The sequence below is a fragment of the Vibrio vulnificus CMCP6 genome (assembly GCF_000039765.1).
Classification (GTDB): Bacteria; Pseudomonadota; Gammaproteobacteria; order Enterobacterales; family Vibrionaceae; genus Vibrio; species Vibrio vulnificus_B.
In genome coordinates, this window is record NC_004459.3 from 1,994,858 (window position 1) to 2,014,432 (window position 19,575).

Genomic DNA, 19,575 nt, shown 5'->3' on the forward strand with positions numbered 1-19,575 from the left:
AGCTTTTCTGCTCTGGTTTTTTTGTGCTCGAAATAACCTCTGTGGTTACGCGCTACATCGTTAGTGGATGTTATAAGCAATCACGTAGTCGATAAACAAACGCACTTTTTCGGGTAAGTGATCTTTGTGATTGTAGAGCATATAAATATCGCGTGGGTTTGCACTCCAGTCAGGCAGAATACGCACTAGGCTGCCATCGGCGATATACTCTTTTATCATCACGTCTGGCATGAGAGTGATGCCTAGCCCTTCTGAGCACGCGCTACGTACCACATTCAGTGCGTTGGCTTGAAAGCGACCACGATCAACGTTAACAACGGTTTCGCCTTTGCTGTTGATTAATGTCCACTTCAACAGCGGGTGGCCTTTGAGTAGGAAGTGGTCGTGCAGATCTTCAGCATGAGTTGGCATTGGGTGAGCGTTTACGTACTCAGGGCTAGCCACCAAAATATCTTTCACTGAACCAATTTTACGCGCGATAAGGCTTGAATCTCTTTGTGGTCCTACGCGGAAAATGACATCCCATTCGGTTGGGTCAAGTTGATCAGCGTTACTCTCTGTAGTGAGTTCAATGTTGATTTCTGGATACTGACTCATAAAACCGTTCAACATTGGCATCATCATGCGCTTGGTGAGATTGTAGGGCGTTGAAATCTTGATTTTGCCAGACGCACCACGACATTCATCGGTAATTTCTTCGGCTGTGTTTGTGAGTCTTTGCAGTAAAGGAGAGCATTCACGGAAAAAGCGTTCTCCCGCTTCTGTCAGTGATAATTTACGTGCATGGCGATTGAGAAGGCGCAAGTTCACCGCATCTTCCAAAGCTTGTATGCGTCGGGTGATGGTCGCCACGGGGATCATGGTCTTACGTGAAGTTGCGGTGTAGCTCCCATTTTCAACAACGAGTCTGAACAGGTTGAGATCGTCTAATTTCATATTTCCTGACACATCTATTTACCAAATAGGCCTAATTTAGCGCTAACTTTGCGATGAAAGTTTGCTTCATGTCAACAGGTCGCACGATTTGTGATCAGCATACATCTAGTAGCAAACTCTGATATAAAGTGGAATATTTGTATAAATGGCTTTTTACAGCTACGTTTTATTACAGAGCAGAGTGGGTGCAGAGCACAGGAAGTGGCCCGTCTGTGATAAGTAAACTACAAAAATAATAACATTGATAACCACTTTGACTGAGTGTGTGAGGTGAAGCTATGTACAAGACTCACAGTCAAACGGCAATGACCTCGGCAAGGGAAGCGGTACAACCAAAGTTAATACAACTGGTTGATGATGATCCGATCTTTCGCCGAATTACCAGTGCCTATCTCGAAAGTCAGGGATATAAAGTCGTTGAGTCAGAAAACGGTTTGCAAGCCCTTCAGCAGTTACGTGAATGCGATCCTGATATCGTATTATGTGATTTGTCCATGCCCGTGTTAGACGGAATAGAATTTGTCGAGGAGGTCAGTCTCGAGTACCCCTCCTTACCTTTGATCGTGGTTTCCGCAACAGGAGAGATGTCCGATGTTGCCAAAGCGCTGCGTTTTGGGATTAAAGATTTCTTACCCAAACCAATTGGAGATTATCAACACCTAGCGGAAGCGATTGAGAATACATTGGAAGATTCGATGAACCATATGTCGGATCAACGCGATTTTTCCAGCCAGTGGTTTCGAGTCGATGGCGGCGGAGAGTTGCCCGACGAGCAGGAGCTTCACTGGCATTTAAACTATTTGGAAGATAACCCCAATTCGGCAAGAGACTTACTCCACGCTTTGCTGCCAGACAAAGATACGTCGCAGGGCGATTGGAAGTTTTCTTATAAGTTGCTGCAATCGACCGACATGATGCCGCTCGTGTTTGATTACCGTTGGTTGATGAATGGCCAGTTTGCGTTTTACCTCGTCGATTCGGCTTCGGTAGAAAAGCAAGGTGTCGCCACTGCCTTGTTGATACGCGCTTTGTTTGATGATTACTTACGTAATCTAAAAAGCTTTAGCGCCGACTTAAAAGATATTGTAGAAATCCTAGAGCGGGGCATTCGTTATTCGGATTGTGCGTGCCCGGTTAATGCGCTATTTGGCATTGCGGATTTGGTGGATGGAAGTGTTGAAATTTTACCTGCGGGGCTAGACAGTCAGTGGTCAACGGGGTTCATCAATCAGCATATTGCTGCTGGAAACCGTCTAGGTCACAACAGTTTAAAAAACTTCATCACCCGTGATCTCAATATAGGTAGCGGCAGTCAACTGACACTAGGCTGTTTAGGCTCCGCCAGCTTCAGTTTGAATATCATCAAAGGCAGTAAAGTGAGCTGACGATACTTCACGTAATATCGCCGCCATGAGCGGCGATATTCTTGTCCGCGTGAGGGGGACTTGGCAATAGAGCGGCTTTCCATTTCTCCATTCTTTTGTTTGTTGATTCCTCTATTTTCTTTAGAGGGTGTTGGTTTTCTTTCTACAAAATCGCAAATTTATCAATTACCCCTACTTTTGCTCGGTGTTTAGACCGTTGGCTTTGCGGTATATTGGCGGCGAAAACAATAATGAACCATTTTCTTAACCATTGGTTAACTCTTTTGGGGTAGAAAACGTAAAGAAAGTTATCAGCACAAGAGTAGAAGCATCATGGCAGACAAAGATTTTAAAGAGCCCTATAATCTGTTTTATTTTCTTGGTTTTATCGCAGTTCTTTTAATTCCAACTTTACCTGCGACATTAACCTGGATTCGTGTACTTAACGGTTACGCGGGTTTCTAAGCATTAATATCGGGAGTTCACCATCCGTATTCGACGTTTATTTCTCAATATAGTTGGTGGACTCAGTTTATGCCTTGGTATTGCAGGCATTGTCCTTCCTCTGCTCCCAACCACGCCTTTTATCCTGCTAGCGAGCGCCTGTTTTTTACGTTCTAGCCCGCGATTTCATCATTGGTTACACAGCCACAAAACCTTTGGTCCGGTACTGGACAATTGGCAACAAAATCGTGCTGTGACGCGTCGCGTTAAACAGCGTGCTATCTTGTTTATTCTGCTGAGCTTCTCTGTTTCTATCTGGATCGCGCCACTCATGTGGCTAAAGATTGCACTAATGTTTGGTTTAATCGTTTTGCTTGGCATTTTTGTCCGCCTCCCTGTGAGCGACTCGGTTGCCGCGCGACGGGAAACTGACTAGAATTGGGAAGAAAAGTGCGCCCACTCTTCGAGTGGGCATTTTGTTTTTAGCGTTACAGAGAATGTTCGACGTCAGCCCTGTAACGATGAGTACCACCTGTTCTAAGCCCTCATAATAGCGTGACAAAAAGAGAGGGCGATGAGCCAATCTAAGTAAATCGATATTATGACTACAAACACCATTGCACAGATCCAAGCCAGTATTAAAAGCATCCCAGATTACCCGAAACCAGGTATCCTGTTTCGCGATGTGACCAGCCTTCTAGAAGACGCTCAGGCGTACCAGGCAACCATCCAATTGTTGGTTGATAAGTACAAAGACATGGGGTTCACCAAAGTGGTGGGTACTGAAGCGCGTGGTTTCCTATTTGGTGCACCGCTTGCGTTGCAATTAGGTGTGGGCTTTGTACCTGTACGTAAGCCGGGTAAACTGCCTCGCAACACCATCGCACAATCATACGAACTTGAGTACGGTGTTGATACACTGGAAATCCATACGGATGCGATTGTTGAAGGTGACAAAGTTTTAGTGGTTGATGACTTGCTTGCGACAGGCGGCACCATTGAAGCGACAACCAAACTGATTCGTCAGCTTGGCGGTGTGGTTGAGCATGCAGCGTTTGTTATCAATCTACCTGAAATTGGTGGCGACAAGCGTTTGGAAGGTCTTGGCCTTAACGTTTACAGCATCTGTGAATTCGAAGGACACTAATTAAGTCAATGAGTTATTTAGCTTTAGCGCGAAAATGGCGTCCGCGTCAATTTAAAGAAGTGGTGGGGCAAGGCCATGTGCTGACTGCCCTAGAAAATGCTCTTGAGCACAATCGTCTGCACCATGCTTACTTGTTCAGTGGCACACGAGGTGTGGGTAAAACCTCGATTGGTCGCTTGTTTGCCAAAGCTCTCAACTGCGAAACGGGCATCACCTCAGCGCCTTGTGGACAATGTGATACCTGCCGAGAGATTGAAGAAGGGCGCTTCGTTGATCTATTGGAGATTGACGCCGCATCGCGTACTAAAGTTGAAGACACTCGTGAACTGTTAGACAACGTTCAATACAAACCAGCGCGCGGTCGTTTCAAGGTTTACTTGATCGACGAAGTGCACATGCTCTCGCGTCACTCTTTTAATGCGTTACTCAAAACCTTAGAAGAGCCGCCAGAGTATGTGAAATTCCTATTGGCAACGACGGATCCACAGAAACTTCCTGTGACGATTTTGTCTCGTTGTTTGCAGTTCCACCTTAAGCCGATCACGGTTGATGCTATCCATCAACAGCTCGATTTTATTTTGGCAAAAGAAGGTGTCACTGCTCAAGCGCGTGCGCTTGGCATGATCGCGCATGCTGCCGATGGCAGTATGCGTGATGCCCTAAGCTTAACCGATCAAGCAATTGCGTTAGGCAATGGTCAGATTGAAACCGATCTGGTCAGCCATATGTTAGGTACCATTGACACCGATCAAGCGATCCATCTCTTAGAAGCCATCAGCAGCAAGCAGCCACAAGTGGCGATGGATAAGATTCAGCAGCTCGCGCAAAATGGTGCGGAGTGGGATGGTTTGTTGCAACAATTGGCGACTCAACTGCATCGCATTGCCATGTACCAGCTGTTGCCTTCAAGCCTAGACAAAGCGCAGCCTGATGCAGAAAAAATTGAGCTGCTTAGCCGAGCACTGTCACCACAAGATGTTCAGCTGTTTTATCAGATCGCCTTAAAAGGGCGTGATGACCTCTCTTTGGCCCCAAATGGGCGTATCGGGATGGAAATGATTGTGTTGCGTATGATGGCATTTCGTCCTGCGGATGTGTCGCAAGCGAACATCATTTCTGCGCAAGGTGCGGATCTAGCATCAGCTCCGGCAGCTCAAAGTGCCGCTCCTCAAGTGAGTACGTCGCCAGCCCAAACGGCCCCGGCGATGAGCGCAAAGCCAAGCGCTGAACGGGTTGCTCCTGCAGAACGTCCTCAAGCGGTCAGTCACGCGCCATCGCGTCCCACTTCATCGATGAACGCCCCAAGTTCTGTGGCCCCTCAGCCTGTTCAGACAGAGATGCCACCTCAATATGATGCGCCACCGATGGATTATGCCGATTATCCACCTATGGATGACATGCCGCCAATGGGTTATGGCTATGAGGATGCAGCCGCATTGCAGCCTGAGCCTCAACCTGCGCCTCAACCTGCGCCGCAGCACACGCCTGAAAGCGCAAGTCCAGCTTCTGGTGGCTTAACCGGTTTGCGTCATCAATTGCGTTCTCAACGTCAAGGGTTGGCACAAAATGGTGGCTCAAAAAAGTCTAAAGCGGCATCTGCTGAGAAAGAGTCGGTCCTCGATCGAGTCGCGCAAAAGCAGGCAACTGCAGCGCAGGTGTCGCCACGTCAAAGCCTTGCGCCGTCAGAGCCTGAAGTAAAAGAGGATGAACCCTATCAATGGCGTCCGAGTCAGCCTGTGGTGCAGTCTAAGAGCAAAGAGCTGACGCCGACGGAAATTAAACGTGCACTTGAGCACGAAAAAACGCCAGAAATGGCGGAAAAACTCGTTGCAGAATCGCTCGAGCAGAGTGAGTGGGCAAAACTGATCACTCAGCTCGAAACGGCAAAATTGGTGGAACAGTTAGCGCTCAACTCGGCGTTTAACAAAGATGGTTCAACCATCGCTTTGACGCTACGTAGCCATCAACAACATTTAAATACCGATAAAGCGCAAAAAGAGCTGCTCTCAGCGCTCAACGAAACGCTGGGTGAAACTTGCCATCTCTCTGTGGAAGTCGGAGAGCAAGGTGAGACTCCTCTAGAGTTACGCGAAAGGCTTTATCAGCAAAAATTACAGCAGGCTTTCACTAGCCTGGAAAATGACACCCATGTTCAGTTTATACTGCGCCGATTCAGTGCAGAACTGGACAGAGACAGTGTTCGCCCTGTCTGAATTTATTCGCGGGGTTGAAATGTTCGACAAACGACCCCATCCATAGTGAAACACCTCATTCAACCAGAGAGAAAAACATGTTTGGTAAAGGCGGTATGGGCAACCTAATGAAGCAAGCCCAACAAATGCAAGAACGCATGCAAAAGCTTCAAGAAGAAATCGCANATATGGAAGTGGTCGGCGAATCAGGCGCAGGCTTGGTGAAAGTCACCATCACTGGTAGCCACAGCGTACGTCGTGTCAACATCGATGAAAGCTTGATGGAAGATGACAAAGAGATGCTTGAAGACTTGATCGCAGCAGCATTTAACGATGCAGCACGCCGCGTTGAAGAAACTCAAAAAGAGAAAATGGCAGCAATCACTGGCGGTATGCAACTACCACCAGGCATGAAAATGCCGTTTTAATCGAAAAGGTTAACTATGCGTACCAGCCATATGCTGGAACAATTGATGGAGGCCTTACGTTGTTTGCCTGGGGTTGGCCCCAAGTCAGCACAGCGTATGGCCTTTCATTTGTTACAGCGAGATAGAAAAGGCGGCCTGCAGCTTGCGGATGCATTAAGTCATGCCATGACGGAAATTGGTCACTGTAACGAGTGCCGTACTTTTACCGAAGAAGACGTTTGTCATATCTGCAACAACCCAAAACGCCAAGAAAACGGATTATTGTGTGTGGTCGAAAGCCCTGCCGATATCGCTGCGGTGGAAGCCACAGGACAATTCTCTGGTCGTTACTTTGTGTTGATGGGGCACCTATCACCGCTTGATGGTATTGGACCTAGTGATATTGGCCTCGATGTCCTCGATTATCGTCTGCGTCGCGGTGATATCAAAGAAGTGATCTTAGCGACCAACCCTACCGTGGAAGGTGAAGCGACTGCGCACTACATCGCTGAACTTTGTCGAGAGCATAAAGTGGACGCCAGTCGAATTGCTCATGGTGTGCCCGTCGGTGGGGAGCTTGAGCTGGTGGATGGCACTACGCTCTCCCATTCGTTATTGGGCAGACACAAACTCAACTAATACCAAAGCGATGCTGTCACAGCATCGCTTTTTCATTGCGTCTTTTTCTTTGATGAACGAGTTAAGATTCGGGATCCATGACTAATCGCCAATGTGAGTCGATCACGGGTGATGGCATGTAGTAGAAGTGCTGTTCGCCACTGTGTAGGTAGCTGAGATACTCACTCAATATCCTACAAGTGGTCTGCTCGCACGTTGGGTTGATCAACAACGCAACTCCATCTAGATCACTATTTGCAGGCAGTGAGACACACGAAGATGCTTCCTTGTTTGGGCTGATGCACAGCAAAGCCGCGCGTGTGGTGAGTTTTTCCAAAAGGGTAAAAAGTGCTTGTTCGCCAAGTGCATTTGGCGTTCTTATTTCCAAGCGTATCTCGCTAACCCCCTTAAGCTGCATAAGCGCATCGTCGAGCTGCTTTGTGAAATCGGCCAGCGAAACATCATGCAGCGCATCTATCTCATGCAGCTCACCTATATCATGGAGTGCGTCTTGCTCATGTAGAGCGCCTATCTCAAGCAAGCCGATGCCATTGTCTTGACGGCTGTGAACCGCGAGGGCTCTTGTTGGGTTGGCTCTCCATTGCTCTGCCGACGGTGATTGTATGGCGGTTAGCCTTGATCCGCTCAGCTCGGTGAACATGGCCTCGACTAATGAACGCCATTGCTCTTCGTTTTGCGCCTGTGCCGCTTTGATCAAATAGGGCTGATAAAGCTTTTGCCACTCATCTTGAATTTGATCGTAGTGCGGATAGTTTGTCGCTATGCTTTGCCAAAGTTGCTGGTAGTCGTCTTCATAGCCCAATGAGTTTCGTGCTGCAACAACCGGTTGAGGCTCACGCAGCACAATCTTAACTCGGTCCGTATTGGTGCGATCACCACTGTCTTTAGCGTAAAGTTCAAAGATGTACGTTCCTGCAACGGTCGGGTTGAGCAGTGTGGCCGTAAAGCTGTCAGCATTTAAAATGGTTAGGCTCTGTGGACCAGAAATTTGTCGCCATTGCTTGGTCTTGATAGAGAACACCAGTTTCGGCCAACTTTTGGCAGAACCATGCAGGGTAATGGTGTCGATGGGCAACGTATGGTATTGGTCGGAACCTGCGTTGACCGTTGGCTTAGTGTATTTGGTGGCATCACTGGCATCATCAACATCGCACCCAGCGAGGAACAGCAGTGTGGCTATTAAGACGATTTTGAGTAAGTTACACATCTTAAGTCCTCCGGATCAGAAACTGTAGCTAATGCCAGTGGAGAGAAAGGCCTCTTCACTGTCGTAAAAATCGATATCAGAATCCGACTCTTGATAACCCGCCATGACGTTCAGTTGGGTATTTCGCCAGCCCCAAAGATCGGCATAGCTGTAGACGGAGAAAAAGCCAAAGCTCTCGTAATCTTGCTTGCGAGAAAAAACGGGGTTGTCTGCATCAAAACTGGCAGAGCTATTTCTCAGCGTTGTGATAACACTGTGTCTGCCTTGGGCGACAAGAAACGACATCTGTGCGGTCAATAATTGATTGCTTTTGGCATCGCCATCGGCGTCGCGCAGCGTGTAGTAAAACGCAGGGGACAGTACAAACGATTGGCTCAAAGGAAAGGAGATCTCTGCGCCAAAGCGTTGATAGTCGCTGGCACGCTTTAATTGTGAACGAGCTTCAGTAGTTAACCCTTGTGAGAGGCCGATGTCGTCGTATTCAACTTCGCTGCTGGCGACAGCGTATTTCAAACTGATTGGCAAAGGGCTGGTGATGTCCATAGCGAATCTTACGCCACCGACCGTTTGCTCCGTTGTTTGCCTTTTTTGACCAGTGAGATAAGGGTCACGCCAGACTTCTTCCATGCTAGGGACATTCCCAAAGAGTGCGGTAGTGAGGATCATGGCGTTGTTGAACCGATGTGCAACGCCCAGTTCAGCTTGAAATTGCGCTTCTGCTATCTGTTCTTCACTATTGCCAAGAAAGACTAACGTGTCGCCAAAGCTGTATTGCAATCGGCCAAGAAAAAATGGAGACGCTTGTGATAGCTTTTTGCCTTGGTTGGTGAGATCGGCGGTGATTTCATTATCTTCATGAGTGTTGTTTTGTGATTGGCTTTGGCCAAATCCAATATTAATACTGATGGTGCCGCTGAATCCGGGATCAAACGGGTCCGGCTCTGCCAAGCTATATGAAGAGGCGAGTGCAGCAATCGCACTAAGTAGTATTGCCGCGCGTGTTGGGGAAACTTGCATGCTAATTCCTTGTGAATGACGTTTGAAAGCCATTCCAAATTAGCATTCACCACATCGATAAATCGTTGGTGTTTTATGGACGAATTGTGTCCATTTTGGTCACAATTCCGACTCGGCAGTATTCGGATGCAGCTCAGGCCACTGCAGTTCAAACGCAGCACCACCCAAAGTCGATGACACCACTTTCGCGTTGCCTTTGTGCCAAAGCATGATTTGTTTAACGATCGCCAATCCTAACCCATGTCCTTTTTCGCTACTGCGTGCTTGGTTATCAAGCTGAGTGAAAGGTTCAAAAATGCGTTCTGCGTGTTCATTGGGCACACCTTGGCCATCGTCTTCCACCGTAATGTGAAATGCGCTGCCACTGTATTTAAACGAGACAATAATGGTACTTTGAGCAAATCGGCTTGCATTGGTAAGAAGGTTTTTCACCGCGCGCATCAATCCTTTGTTGTCGATGAACATGCGGTGCTGTTTTAACTCTGGCGAGCAGTAAAACTGGATATCGAGATCGGGATGCTGAAGTTTGAAATCATCGATTTCATTGAGCAACTCCCTAGCAAAGCAACATGGTGAAAAATGGGTGATATCGGCAATCCGATTGTAGCGAGAGAGCAGTAAATTCTGATTGATGAGATGGTCGAGATCATCAATGCTTGTGTGCAGTGCGCGTTGATATTTCTCTTTTTGCGCGTCGCTGGTGTGAGGATCTTCCAGCATCTCAATCGCAAAGCGCAGCCGATACAATGGCGTACGTAAATCGTGTGCGACGGCGTTGGTCAGTTCACGCTGCCGAGCAATGAGACTCTCGATATTGTCGGCCATGTTGTTGAAGGAGTCACTGAGTTGAGAAACCACCGAGAGCTTGGAAGCTCGCGCCCGTTGTGACAGTTTGCCTTGGCCAAATTCGGTGGCGGTTGCCACCAGTCGAGTTAAGTCACGCCAAAGTGGATAAACCCACAAAATCAAAGCAAGCGAAATCAGTAGGAAGAACATCAGCGCGATGGTGGTGCTCAACTTGAGTTGTACGGCTTGCGATAAGTTATCTTGGACGTGTAACCACAAGCCATCATCGATGGGGGCAAGCAGCTCGACGCGTCCCTCATCATTGATATAACTAACAATCTCGTCGGGGGAGTTCAACAAAGCGAGCTTGGCAGTCTCGCTAAGTTGCGTTTCGTTGGTCAAACTAATGTGGACAGGGAGTTTGGCGTTGGTTTGTGCTAGCGTGTTTTTCCACTCACTTTTAGGCAGTTGACGCAGATCTTCAATCGCTAATGAGAGTGTACCCTTGGCCTGATTGAGCACTGCATGCTCGGTGGATTCGTTAAGAGCGATATACAGCACTTGGTCACTGTCACCAACTCGTTGTAAGAGCGCCATTGGGTCGGCATAAAGAAACGTTACTTGGCCTTGTTGTAGTGAAGCATAGATGGCTTTGTCGGCTTGGTAATCTGCCAACGTTTGGAGCTTCACAGGATAGGCAAAGCTTTTGGCATAGTGGTCGATCGTTTGTTGCCACTGAGTCGTGGGTTGCTGCAAGAGTTTGTTGGACAACACCTCAAAGTTCACCCGATAGATCGGCTTATAGAAATCTTCGGAAAACTGCTCGTTGAGTTTTAAAACCGGGTTTACACCACTGGGGATGATCAACAAAGTAGTCGGTACAAACACCGCCAACCATAAGATGGCAAATGCGCGAATCATAATGAAACCTCCCAAGAAGAGGCACACAGCTGATAACCAACGCCGCGAATGGTCTTAATTAAGGTTGGTTCGTTGGGGTCATCATTGAGGGTGCGGCGCAGGCGAGAAATTCTTCGGTCGATGGAGCGATCTAATCCGTCATATTCAAAGCCGCGAATGTGCTGTGCGATGTCATCGCGTGATACCACTTGGCCAACGTGTCTGGCCAAGAGCAGCAGCAGTTCAAACTCAGAGGTGGTCAGTTTGAGCGCTTGCTGATGCAATGTGACACTGCGGTGTTGCAAATTAATCACCAAAGGGCCGAGCTGTAAGTCATCTTTGTTGCTTTCTGCCGTTAAACGTTCGTGTCTGCGCAGCAACGCGCGAATGCGCGACAGCAGTAATCTTGGTTTTACTTGCTTCACGATGTAGTCATCTGCACCCAGTTCTAATCCCATGACTTGGTCAATGTCGTCATCTAGGGCCGTTTGCATCAAAATCATGCCATGGTACTTACTGCGTATCGCTTTACACACTTCCATGCCGCTTTGCCCAGGCAACATAACATCGAGAATCACCAAATCAGGTTGGTTTGACAAGATTGCATCGACGGCATGAAAGCCATCCGAGACGATATCAATCTGAAATTCATAGTTTTGTAGAAAATCTTTGATCAACTCAGCGAGTTCCAAGTCGTCTTCGACAAGAATAATCCGATATGAGGCTGGTGAGGTCATAGTGTTGCGTGGCAGAGAGTCAATAATAAAACTATAACCCAGTTCAATGAATCGCTCTGTGACCATTTGTGACCAAGTCACAAAGTTGTGATGTGTTTTATAAAATATTAAGAAGCAATAGAAAAAGAGCCGCTCGAATCGGCGGCTCGCTGTGATTAGTCTTTGTTCGACCCTGAAATCAACTTGTAGGCCACCGCCCCTAGTAGTGCGCCTAAAATCGGCGCAACCCAGAATAGCCAAAGTTGCGCGGTGGCCCAATCGCCAACATAGAGAGCAACGCCGGTACTTCGAGCAGGGTTGACCGATGTATTGGTCACTGGAATGCTGATGAGGTGGATAAGTGTGAGGCACAGACCGATAGCGATGGGCGCAAAACCTTGAGGTGCACGCTGATCTGTTGCGCCAAGAATCACCAGCAAAAACATCATGGTCATCACGACTTCGGTCACCAGCGCAGAAGTCAGCGAATAGCCACCGGGAGAATGCTCACCATAACCGTTAGAGGCAAAACCCGAGCTCGTCGCATCGAAGCCCATTTGACCAGAGGCGATGGTATAAAGCACACCACCGGCAATGACGCCACCAATCACTTGAGCAAGGATATAAGGCACAATTTCTTTGGCTTCAAATCGACCACCGGCCCATAAGCCAATGGTGACGGCAGGGTTCAAGTGGCAGCCGGAAATATGGCCGATAGCAAAAGCCATGGTGAGCACCGTCAAACCGAACGCGAGGGATACGCCTAGCAGGCCAATCCCAACGTCCGGAAAGGCGGCCGCCAACACGGCACTGCCACATCCACCAAGCACCAGCCAAAAGGTGCCAAATAATTCCGCCAGATATTTATTCATACAATGTCCTATTGAGAGGGGGAGTATTGGAATAAAAATAGCCGACAATCAGCACCTTGCTAGAAAGTGTCGTGATATTGTGTCGCGAAATTCTCCTTGGGGCTGTGTTTTCTTAGAGCTAAGAAATGTTTCACCATTTTGAGAGGAGATTGCTCAGCTCATCTATCGAAAAGGCGTGCAGGTAGAGGAAAGAAAAAGCGTTCAACCAAGCAGATAAGGAGATTAAGTAAGCTGCTCTAACTCGGTAATATTGTCGAGTGCTTGTTGATTGGTTGTGCCGCAAACCACAGGGCACGGTTTGAATTCATGGCAAACTTTTGGGCGCTCCGGCTGACCAAACAGTTTACAAAGATTGTGTTCGTTGAGTTGAATGCAGCGTACACCAGCAGGTTTACCATTTGGCATTCCTGGAATGGCGGAAGAGATACTTGGGGCGATGCAGCAAGCGCCACAACCGAGTCTGCAATCCATCTTAGTTACCTGTCAAAAATCAAGGGGCGCGATAGTAGCAGAAATTTACGATGAACTGAATGGACAATTTTTGCCCTTGCACTTTGAGGCCCGCAGGAGTATAAAACGGCTCCCGTCAGTAGAAAGTAAGAAGAAGTCCTATGAGCACACCATTTTGGCAATCAAAAACTTTGCAAGAGATGACAGAGCAAGAGTGGGAGTCACTTTGCGATGGTTGCGGAAAATGCTGTTTGCACAAATTAATGGACGAAGAGACTGATGAAGTCTTTTACACCAATGTGGCTTGTAGCTGGCTAAACAGTAAAACCTGTTCATGCAAAGATTATCCAAATCGTTTTTCTTCAGGTGAAAACTGCCTAAAGCTGACTCAGGATAAAATCGCAGAGTTCCATTGGCTACCGCGCACCTGTGCTTATCGCCGACTTTCAGAAAACCAACCTTTGCCGGAGTGGCATCCTCTTATTACCGGTTGTAAGTCAGCCATGCATGCAGCAGGGCAGAGCATTCGTAACCGAGTGGTTTACGAAATTGATGTGAAAGATTGGGAAGACCACGTCATTGAGAATCCAGATTACTAAGTACTGGCTAAGAGGCAGAGACAAAAAGGCACGAGAACGTGCCTTTTTGCTTATTGAGTCGTGCGCGCACTCGCTTTATGCAACTTCCGCACTTTCGAAGAAAGTAATCTCAGGCTCTTGTGCCAACAAGCCATCAAGCTTTGCTATCAAGGCATGAAAATATGGCTGGTCGCAGTGGAAATCGAAAGCGGCTTGATCAGCAAATAATTCTTGGAAAAGGAATTTAGTGGCATCGTTTTTGTCTTTTAAAAGTACATAACGCAGGCAGCCTTGTTCATTTCTGGTGGGCTCGAGCATAGCCGTTAATACTGAATGCAGTTGGGTCTCTTTGCCTGCTTGGGCAACAAAAGCCGCGGTAACATGAATCATTGTGTTTGGTCCTCTTTGTTATGGGCCAACTCAAACTTCGTGTGTTGATGTTGGCGTAAAAGGCTGAATTTAGGGAACAGGAGACCAGGTCATTGCTAACAATGACGGCCCCTTAATGAGTTTTTTAAATAATGTCTAACCCTAAACTCAAGCCGAAAATCGTATTCGAGTGATGCTTATTGGTAGCGGCCTTGGCGCTGCAAAAACTCGATTTTGTATCCGTCTGGGTCGGTGATAAAGAAGAAGGTCGCAAGGTGTTTTTGGTTGTGATCCATCGCTTTCACATCACTGGGTGCTATCCCTAAATCGCGTAGGCGTTTATGAGCGAGTTCGATGTCTTCGACGCACACTGCAAGGTGGCCGTAGCCTGTCCCATGTGTGTAGGGATCACTCATGCCGTGATTGTAAGTCAACTCAAGCTCGAAGCCGGTGGTTTTGTTGGCGAGGTAAGTCAGAGTGAAAGTATCGAAAACAAATTGGTCTTTGATTTCGAGTTCTAGTGCATCACGGTAGAAAGCGATCGATCTGTCGAGATCGCTGACACGGATCATGCTGTGAATCATTTTGGTCATGGTGGTTCCTCATTGCGAGGCGACAGAATAATGTTGAGAAACCAACCTTTGGTAGTACGTGAGTATTACATTTAAATTTGTCTATTTACGAGCTCTTGGCGCGCCACTTCGATGACGTTAGTGGGTTGGCGAGCATACATCAAGCAGGCGCAACGCAGTAGCGAGGCAAAGTTTGAGACTTCACCATTGTGCTCAAGTGCTTCGCGATAGACGGTACTGATGAACTTCGGCACGGTTAGCTGCTGAGCGTCAGCAATCTCTTGTAAAATATCCCAGTAACTGGCTTCCAGTTTGACGCTGGTGGCGTGTCCGTCTATTCGGATCGAGCGTGTAATGGTTTGGTAATTTTCTTTGGGCTGCTTAGCAAAAATTTCACACATAGCGGGAAGGGCACCGTTAGGGTTGAAAAGCGTTACATACTGGCGACTAATTGGTATTCCGTCAACCTCTGGAAAAATCGCTTTATTAGCGCGCAAAACAAAATAAGAAAGCGCCATCTGGCACTTTCTTATTTGAATCTAAGGCTTTACCTGCTCATCAACCGAGCTTATTTCACCTGATTTTTAATGAACTCGCCCAACTCGGAATGATGCAGGATGCGCGATACTGGCAAAATCGTCTCTGCTGGTCCCCAAGCAAAAACATTCACTGGTGTATGGGTGTGTGTGCCTGTCCCCCAGACGATATTTTGCTTAGTCGCTTGCTCACGAGCGATCAGGTTGGTTCTGTCGTTGTATGGGAAAAACGCATCAAAGTCGTTAATGGCTGGCACGGTTTCCTCAGCAAGATAGCTGTGGTTGGCCAAACGATATGGATTGGGTTTGTTCTTCAGGATGTTTTCAGCTTGGCCTGCGGTAATCGAAAAATCACTATTTTTATTGATGATTTCTGCTAGTTTTGCCGCGGTTTGCTGATTTTTATCCAACTTTTCAAACGCACTAAGCATGCCATAGTAGCTGGTTTTTTGGTTGTACAAACCATCGAGAATATCGAAAGCACCAAAGTTAAAGTTCGGCGCATAATCACGATTTTCGAATGCTTTTCCCGGGCGTTTCTCTGGTTTTGGCAGATTATAGCCTGAGTAGCTAAAGCCAAAAGAGCCGGTTTCGTGGTCCGCCGTGACAATAATCAAAGTGTCATCACGATCTTTAGCCCATTGGTAAACCGTATTAATCGCTTCATCAAACTTGATCATTTCATGCAGCATTGAACCGGCATCATTGCTGTGGCCAGCCCAGTCGATTTGTCCGCCTTCAACCATCAAGAAGAAACCGTCTTTGTCCTTGGCTAGGATATCCAAGGCTTTGCTGGTCATTTCTGCCAGTGTTGGTTCTTTGCGCTCTGCGTCACCTTTGGTTTGGCTGTATGTGATGCCATCGTACATGGCTGAGTTGGCAAAAAGACCCAAAAGTTTCGTCCCTTGCGCTTGCTCTAGCATGGTTTTATTGAATGCCAGAGAGTAACCCGCTTGTTGCGCTTCCGTCAGCAAGTTGCGATCATCTTTGCGTTTTGATTTTAATGCAACGTCACCTTGAGTTAGGGCTTGTAACTGTTGATAGGTTTCACCTTTGTCGTTTGCCGATTTTGGAATCCAATGACGCAAACCACCAGACAGCAGCACATCGACATCGGTAGCAAGCATGTCAGCGGCAATTTCATTTTCCAACGAGCGATGAGGCTGGTGGGCGGCAAAGGCAGCAGGAGTGGCGTGCGTCATGCGAGTGTCGGAAATGATGCCGGTGGCTTTGCCCATACGTTTTGCTTTTTCGAGTACAGTTTCGACGCTGTTCCCTTGCGAATCGATGCCGATCACTTCTGAACCTGTCATGATGCCGGTCGCCAGCATGGTGGCAGAACAGGCTGAATCCACCACAATCGCGTCTTCTGGATGCGTCAGCGATGAGCCGATAACGCCTTCTTGAGCGAGAGTGTAAAGTGCGGTGGTTTTGCCTTGGTAGATGGAATTTGGCGCGTTGTTGGCGTAGGTTTCCAATAGGCCAACTTGTTGTGGCCCCATGCCATCACCAATCATCAAAATGACGTTTTTAATTTCTGCAGAAAGTGCATTAAAAGAGAGCGTAGAAGTTGCTACAACGGCAACAACGGGTTTGATCAGGTGCTTCATTGTCTATCCCTTATTTATAAAAGCGGCGCCATTACAGCACTGCTTTGTGACACTTTTGCTGCAGACACAAAAACTTCATGAAAGTGAAAAAATCAGTAAAAAGAGCGCGTTGTGACAAACTTGAGCGAGCAATAATGGCGTCTGATTGAGCAAAAGAAAAAGCTCACCGAAGTGAGCTTTTGAGTAAGGGAGTTGAAATTCATGGGCTAAAGCGATTTGGGGATAGCGACAACGCGCTATCGTTTTTTTGCTAAAACCAATCCTTGCTGTTCCACTTCAGTGAATTTCACCTCTGCATCCAGCAAAGAAGCGATATATAAATAGCGATTTGTTTTACATGCTTCAACCAATGAAATTTGTCGTGGCGAAAAATGCGCAGGCTCCCGACAATGTTCAACCCCCATTAGAGAGGATAAGTGTAAAAATCACACCAAAATCATCAACAAACCACCGATAGTGGCAGCGGCAGAAAGATATTGTCCTGCAGAATAGGAGCCATCATCTTCCTCTTTTATCTTGTCGGGATGGTCCATGCCTAACGCACCGTAGGTAAAGGATTCCACTTTGTCGCCCACGGTTTTGTTTTCCGCTTCGACTTTTTTGCTCTCTTTATCGATCTCTTGGAGCGCAGAAAGCAGCGCTTTTCCTTCTTCAGAAAGCGTCACTTTGTTTTGTTCTACCTGCAGCGGAGCTGGGGCACTTTCCTTTGCCGCATTTGGGTTAGCTGTCTGTTTCTGTGCTGAAGCGTATGCTTCGACAGGTCTTGAACCGACTGGATTCATAACCATCTCCTAAGCGAATCCTAAATACTCTATCGGCGGCGTTGGAGAAAACTTGTGCAAAAAAAGCCTGTTTTGCCGCTTTTTTAATCAAGCAAAAAACAGGCCTAACTGAGATGGAAGTTGAAAAGAATCGCGCTATTTGCAGGTCAGATCGTCATTACGTTTTTTTAAATCCTGAAACGCCTTCATTTGATTGCTTTTTTGCACATAACGTACCGGCGGTTCCAGTACCAGTAGTTGGTAATCGCTGCCTTGCTCATCGACGCTTGATACCGGAGAGATCACCACCACCTTTAAGGAGGGATCACGACGCAGAATCGAGTGAGCGGTGCCTAAGCCCTGCTCAATATGAAATTTTCCTGCGACATGGATAACTTGCGTGTTGGGGTGTTGCTGGCGGTAGTTGACGATCGATTCTGCCATGGTTTCATCCCAAGTCACTTGAGCAGCAAACTGTTTCTCGGTTTGCTCTGGTTTGCCGTGGTGCATCGACGCCATGAACTTGCTTTTGTATTCGCTTTCACCGGTGTTGATCTCACTTGCCAAAAAGCCACGCTCTTCTTGGGTTAGCTTATCGAGGTAAGCCAAACCTTGGCGGCCAATGCAACGTACCGTGCTTTTCGGTGCGTTCGCGGCAATCACATCCATCTGTTTGGATTTGGCCAGCTCAATCAAAGGTCGGTAATCACTCTCGTAGTTTGGCCACGCATTGCCTTGTTGGATAAGCACTTGCTCACCAATCTCGCCCGCCAAATATTGGTTCACTATGGTTTGTTTATCGCGGGTAAATTGTTCCATAGATAGCGCGACGCGGTGTTGTGTACTGAGCGTTTTGAGCAGGTCGGTTTGGAAGCGATGAACACCCGCGTGCGTGTGCCATTCGCCAATTAAAATGACATCCGCATTTTGAACCGATTGAGGTAATTGTTGCAGTGAAAGGGCAGTACCTTCTGGCGAGTAAAGCTGGTAGTCGTAGAAGCTTAGTGGGTCGCTTGTGAGCGCTTGGTTAGCACAGCCGCTCAGCATCATTGACGCCAAAAGAAGAGAAATAGTTGATCGCATAATACTGCCTCCATTAAAAACGTCGCAGAGTGTAATGGAGGCGGTCTAGAACTTCAACAATAATGAGAATAATTCTCTTTATTGTTTTGTCTGGCTATTTTGCTGTTTTGCGGTAAACACGCAACATGAAATCGGCCTCACACTGGAACAGTGTAGCGGACTTTAGCTCGTCGCGAAGGGCATCGCTGGCTTTCCAAGCAAAGGGGGTCATTTGCAGTAAGTCAAACGCATCTTGGCCTGCTAAGTCCATTACGTAATTGAGCTTTTCTTGGTGCTCTAGCGTAAATCCATCCATTTGCTCTGGTTCTTCGCTATGCAGTTTGAGCTCGGCGTAAATCTTCTCTTTCAGTTGCAGTAAGTGGCGGCCAGCAGGCGTTACCGTGATCACAACGCCATTGTCGGCAATGCATCGCGCCAGCTCTTCGGCCTTGCATGGTGCGTAAATGCGGAGGATGCCGTCCAACGCTTCGTCTGCAAAGGGAAGTCGATGGCTGGAAGCGACACAAAACTTAACATTAGGGTAGCGTTTTGCCGCGAAACGAACGGCGATTTTGGAAATGTCCAAACCAAATGTTTTGGCTTCTGGGTGCTGCGCGACCAAGGTTTTGGCGACTTCATCGGTGTAGTAACCTTCACCACAACCAATATCGAGCAGGCGGTGCGGCGTACCTTGCAGGTATTGGCGGCAAAGTTGCGCCACTTTTTGACGCATTGGGTCGTAATGGTTGCCTTCAAGGAAGCGGCGGCGAGCCTGCATCATCTCTTTGTTGTCACCGGGATCTTTCGAACGTTTGTGATGGGCAGGCATCAAGTTAACGTAACCTTCTTTGGCCAGGTCAAATTGATGATTATTGGAACATTTGAACGTGCGCTCTGCTTGCTCTAACGCAAGGTGACACAAGGGGCATTGATACGCCATGAAGACCTCAAAAAGGGGCGATGAAACAGGCGGCAAAGTCTAACAGGAACCGCCTGTTTTAACCAGTTTG

Annotated in this window: 21 protein-coding genes; 7 read left to right on the forward strand and 14 right to left on the reverse strand. The window is 47.6% G+C overall.

The features are described from left to right. Nucleotides 1-60: 60 nt before the first annotated feature. Nucleotides 61-936: a LysR family transcriptional regulator gene (locus tag VV1_RS09460; protein WP_011079895.1), complete on the reverse strand. Its 876-nt coding sequence runs from the start codon at nucleotides 934-936 to the stop codon at nucleotides 61-63. A 278-nt stretch (nucleotides 937-1,214) separates the two neighbouring features. Here VV1_RS09460 and VV1_RS09465 point away from each other — a divergent pair, with 278 nt between their 5' ends. The 6 genes from VV1_RS09465 to recR all read left to right on the forward strand — a co-directional run bounded on the left by VV1_RS09465 (nucleotide 1,215) and on the right by recR (nucleotide 7,129). Further along, on the forward strand, nucleotides 1,215-2,321 hold the full coding sequence (locus tag VV1_RS09465) for a response regulator (RefSeq protein ID WP_011079896.1): 1,107 nt from the start codon (nucleotides 1,215-1,217) through the stop codon (nucleotides 2,319-2,321). A 466-nt stretch (nucleotides 2,322-2,787) separates the two neighbouring features. Continuing rightward, nucleotides 2,788-3,180 carry a YbaN family protein gene (locus VV1_RS23145; protein WP_072603452.1) on the forward strand — a complete coding sequence of 131 codons (393 nt, stop codon included), beginning with the start codon at nucleotides 2,788-2,790 and terminating at the stop codon, nucleotides 3,178-3,180. A gap of 165 nt (nucleotides 3,181-3,345) precedes the next feature. Then, a complete protein-coding gene (apt, locus tag VV1_RS09475; RefSeq protein ID WP_011079898.1) occupies nucleotides 3,346-3,891 on the forward strand; it encodes an adenine phosphoribosyltransferase in 546 nt (181 codons plus the stop codon). 8 nt (nucleotides 3,892-3,899) lie between these two features. Beyond that, nucleotides 3,900-6,104, forward strand: coding sequence for a DNA polymerase III subunit gamma/tau (gene dnaX, locus VV1_RS09480; protein WP_011079899.1), 2,205 nt, complete (start codon nucleotides 3,900-3,902; stop codon nucleotides 6,102-6,104). A 77-nt stretch (nucleotides 6,105-6,181) separates the two neighbouring features. Continuing rightward, on the forward strand, nucleotides 6,182-6,511 hold the full coding sequence (locus VV1_RS09485) for a YbaB/EbfC family nucleoid-associated protein (protein WP_011079900.1): 330 nt from the start codon (nucleotides 6,182-6,184) through the stop codon (nucleotides 6,509-6,511). A 15-nt stretch (nucleotides 6,512-6,526) separates the two neighbouring features. Continuing rightward, nucleotides 6,527-7,129 (forward strand): recombination mediator RecR, encoded by a 603-nt coding sequence (recR, locus tag VV1_RS09490; protein WP_011079901.1) that lies wholly within the window; start codon nucleotides 6,527-6,529, stop codon nucleotides 7,127-7,129. A gap of 61 nt (nucleotides 7,130-7,190) precedes the next feature. Here the strand turns inward: recR and VV1_RS09495 are convergent, their stop codons facing one another. The 6 genes from VV1_RS09495 to VV1_RS09520 form a co-directional block, all read right to left on the reverse strand. Continuing rightward, nucleotides 7,191-8,336, reverse strand: a complete 1,146-nt coding sequence (locus VV1_RS09495) for a PKD domain-containing protein (RefSeq protein ID WP_011079902.1) — start codon at nucleotides 8,334-8,336, stop codon at nucleotides 7,191-7,193. A gap of 15 nt (nucleotides 8,337-8,351) precedes the next feature. After that, a complete protein-coding gene (locus VV1_RS09500) occupies nucleotides 8,352-9,386 on the reverse strand; it encodes a DUF2860 family protein (RefSeq protein ID WP_011079903.1) in 1,035 nt (344 codons plus the stop codon). Between the two features lie 66 nt (nucleotides 9,387-9,452). After that, on the reverse strand, nucleotides 9,453-11,060 hold the full coding sequence (locus tag VV1_RS09505; protein ID WP_224634992.1) for an ATP-binding protein: 1,608 nt from the start codon (nucleotides 11,058-11,060) through the stop codon (nucleotides 9,453-9,455). Continuing rightward, on the reverse strand, nucleotides 11,057-11,776 hold the full coding sequence (locus VV1_RS09510) for a winged helix-turn-helix domain-containing protein (RefSeq protein ID WP_043921089.1): 720 nt from the start codon (nucleotides 11,774-11,776) through the stop codon (nucleotides 11,057-11,059). Before VV1_RS09510 ends, VV1_RS09505 begins: the two co-directional genes overlap by 4 nt. Nucleotides 11,777-11,931: 155 nt before the next feature. Beyond that, the gene (gene aqpZ, locus VV1_RS09515) at nucleotides 11,932-12,627 is read right to left on the reverse strand and encodes an aquaporin Z (RefSeq protein ID WP_011079906.1); all 696 of its coding nucleotides are present in this window, start codon (nucleotides 12,625-12,627) and stop codon (nucleotides 11,932-11,934) included. 222 nt (nucleotides 12,628-12,849) lie between these two features. Then, nucleotides 12,850-13,098: a YkgJ family cysteine cluster protein gene (locus tag VV1_RS09520; protein WP_011079907.1), complete on the reverse strand. Its 249-nt coding sequence runs from the start codon at nucleotides 13,096-13,098 to the stop codon at nucleotides 12,850-12,852. Nucleotides 13,099-13,238: 140 nt separating this feature from the next. Here VV1_RS09520 and VV1_RS09525 point away from each other — a divergent pair, with 140 nt between their 5' ends. Further along, a complete protein-coding gene (locus tag VV1_RS09525) occupies nucleotides 13,239-13,676 on the forward strand; it encodes a YcgN family cysteine cluster protein (RefSeq protein WP_011079909.1) in 438 nt (145 codons plus the stop codon). Nucleotides 13,677-13,751: 75 nt separating this feature from the next. On the opposite strand, the gene VV1_RS09530 is transcribed toward VV1_RS09525, so the two are convergent. The 7 genes from VV1_RS09530 to rlmA form a co-directional block, all read right to left on the reverse strand. Then, nucleotides 13,752-14,045 carry a putative quinol monooxygenase gene (locus VV1_RS09530; RefSeq protein WP_011079910.1) on the reverse strand — a complete coding sequence of 98 codons (294 nt, stop codon included), beginning with the start codon at nucleotides 14,043-14,045 and terminating at the stop codon, nucleotides 13,752-13,754. A gap of 176 nt (nucleotides 14,046-14,221) precedes the next feature. Next, complete coding sequence (locus tag VV1_RS09535) at nucleotides 14,222-14,617, reverse strand: VOC family protein (RefSeq protein WP_011079911.1); 396 nt, start codon at nucleotides 14,615-14,617, stop codon at nucleotides 14,222-14,224. Between the two features lie 71 nt (nucleotides 14,618-14,688). Beyond that, a complete protein-coding gene (locus VV1_RS09540) occupies nucleotides 14,689-14,997 on the reverse strand; it encodes a ribbon-helix-helix domain-containing protein (protein ID WP_011079912.1) in 309 nt (102 codons plus the stop codon). Between the two features lie 167 nt (nucleotides 14,998-15,164). Then, nucleotides 15,165-16,742, reverse strand: a complete 1,578-nt coding sequence (locus VV1_RS09545; protein ID WP_011079913.1) for an alkaline phosphatase — start codon at nucleotides 16,740-16,742, stop codon at nucleotides 15,165-15,167. Between the two features lie 425 nt (nucleotides 16,743-17,167). After that, on the reverse strand, nucleotides 17,168-17,524 hold the full coding sequence (locus VV1_RS09550) for a hypothetical protein (RefSeq protein WP_043920955.1): 357 nt from the start codon (nucleotides 17,522-17,524) through the stop codon (nucleotides 17,168-17,170). Nucleotides 17,525-17,659: 135 nt separating this feature from the next. After that, nucleotides 17,660-18,586, reverse strand: a complete 927-nt coding sequence (locus VV1_RS09555) for a ChaN family lipoprotein (protein ID WP_011079915.1) — start codon at nucleotides 18,584-18,586, stop codon at nucleotides 17,660-17,662. A gap of 94 nt (nucleotides 18,587-18,680) precedes the next feature. Next, a complete protein-coding gene (rlmA, locus tag VV1_RS09560) occupies nucleotides 18,681-19,505 on the reverse strand; it encodes a 23S rRNA (guanine(745)-N(1))-methyltransferase (protein WP_011079916.1) in 825 nt (274 codons plus the stop codon). Between the last annotated feature and the right edge of the window lie 70 nt (nucleotides 19,506-19,575).

Bases quoted from the DNA above. Each gene is read 5' to 3' on its own strand.
- VV1_RS09460 (WP_011079895.1), bottom strand. From the start codon at position 936: ATGAAATTAGACGATCTCAACCTGTTCAGACTCGTTGTTGAAAATGGG.
- VV1_RS09465 (WP_011079896.1), top strand. From the start codon at position 1,215: ATGTACAAGACTCACAGTCAAACGGCAATGACCTCGGCAAGGGAAGCG.
- apt (WP_011079898.1), top strand. From the start codon at position 3,346: ATGACTACAAACACCATTGCACAGATCCAAGCCAGTATTAAAAGCATC.
- dnaX (WP_011079899.1), top strand. From the start codon at position 3,900: ATGAGTTATTTAGCTTTAGCGCGAAAATGGCGTCCGCGTCAATTTAAA.
- recR (WP_011079901.1), top strand. From the start codon at position 6,527: ATGCGTACCAGCCATATGCTGGAACAATTGATGGAGGCCTTACGTTGT.
- VV1_RS09495 (WP_011079902.1), bottom strand. From the start codon at position 8,336: ATGTGTAACTTACTCAAAATCGTCTTAATAGCCACACTGCTGTTCCTC.
- VV1_RS09500 (WP_011079903.1), bottom strand. From the start codon at position 9,386: ATGGCTTTCAAACGTCATTCACAAGGAATTAGCATGCAAGTTTCCCCA.
- VV1_RS09505 (WP_224634992.1), bottom strand. From the start codon at position 11,060: ATGATTCGCGCATTTGCCATCTTATGGTTGGCGGTGTTTGTACCGACT.
- VV1_RS09510 (WP_043921089.1), bottom strand. From the start codon at position 11,776: ATGACCTCACCAGCCTCATATCGGATTATTCTTGTCGAAGACGACTTG.
- aqpZ (WP_011079906.1), bottom strand. From the start codon at position 12,627: ATGAATAAATATCTGGCGGAATTATTTGGCACCTTTTGGCTGGTGCTT.
- VV1_RS09520 (WP_011079907.1), bottom strand. From the start codon at position 13,098: ATGGATTGCAGACTCGGTTGTGGCGCTTGCTGCATCGCCCCAAGTATC.
- VV1_RS09525 (WP_011079909.1), top strand. From the start codon at position 13,239: ATGAGCACACCATTTTGGCAATCAAAAACTTTGCAAGAGATGACAGAG.
- VV1_RS09530 (WP_011079910.1), bottom strand. From the start codon at position 14,045: ATGATTCATGTTACCGCGGCTTTTGTTGCCCAAGCAGGCAAAGAGACC.
- VV1_RS09535 (WP_011079911.1), bottom strand. From the start codon at position 14,617: ATGACCAAAATGATTCACAGCATGATCCGTGTCAGCGATCTCGACAGA.
- VV1_RS09540 (WP_011079912.1), bottom strand. From the start codon at position 14,997: ATGTGTGAAATTTTTGCTAAGCAGCCCAAAGAAAATTACCAAACCATT.
- VV1_RS09545 (WP_011079913.1), bottom strand. From the start codon at position 16,742: ATGAAGCACCTGATCAAACCCGTTGTTGCCGTTGTAGCAACTTCTACG.
- VV1_RS09550 (WP_043920955.1), bottom strand. From the start codon at position 17,524: ATGAATCCAGTCGGTTCAAGACCTGTCGAAGCATACGCTTCAGCACAG.
- VV1_RS09555 (WP_011079915.1), bottom strand. From the start codon at position 18,586: ATGCGATCAACTATTTCTCTTCTTTTGGCGTCAATGATGCTGAGCGGC.
- rlmA (WP_011079916.1), bottom strand. From the start codon at position 19,505: ATGGCGTATCAATGCCCCTTGTGTCACCTTGCGTTAGAGCAAGCAGAG.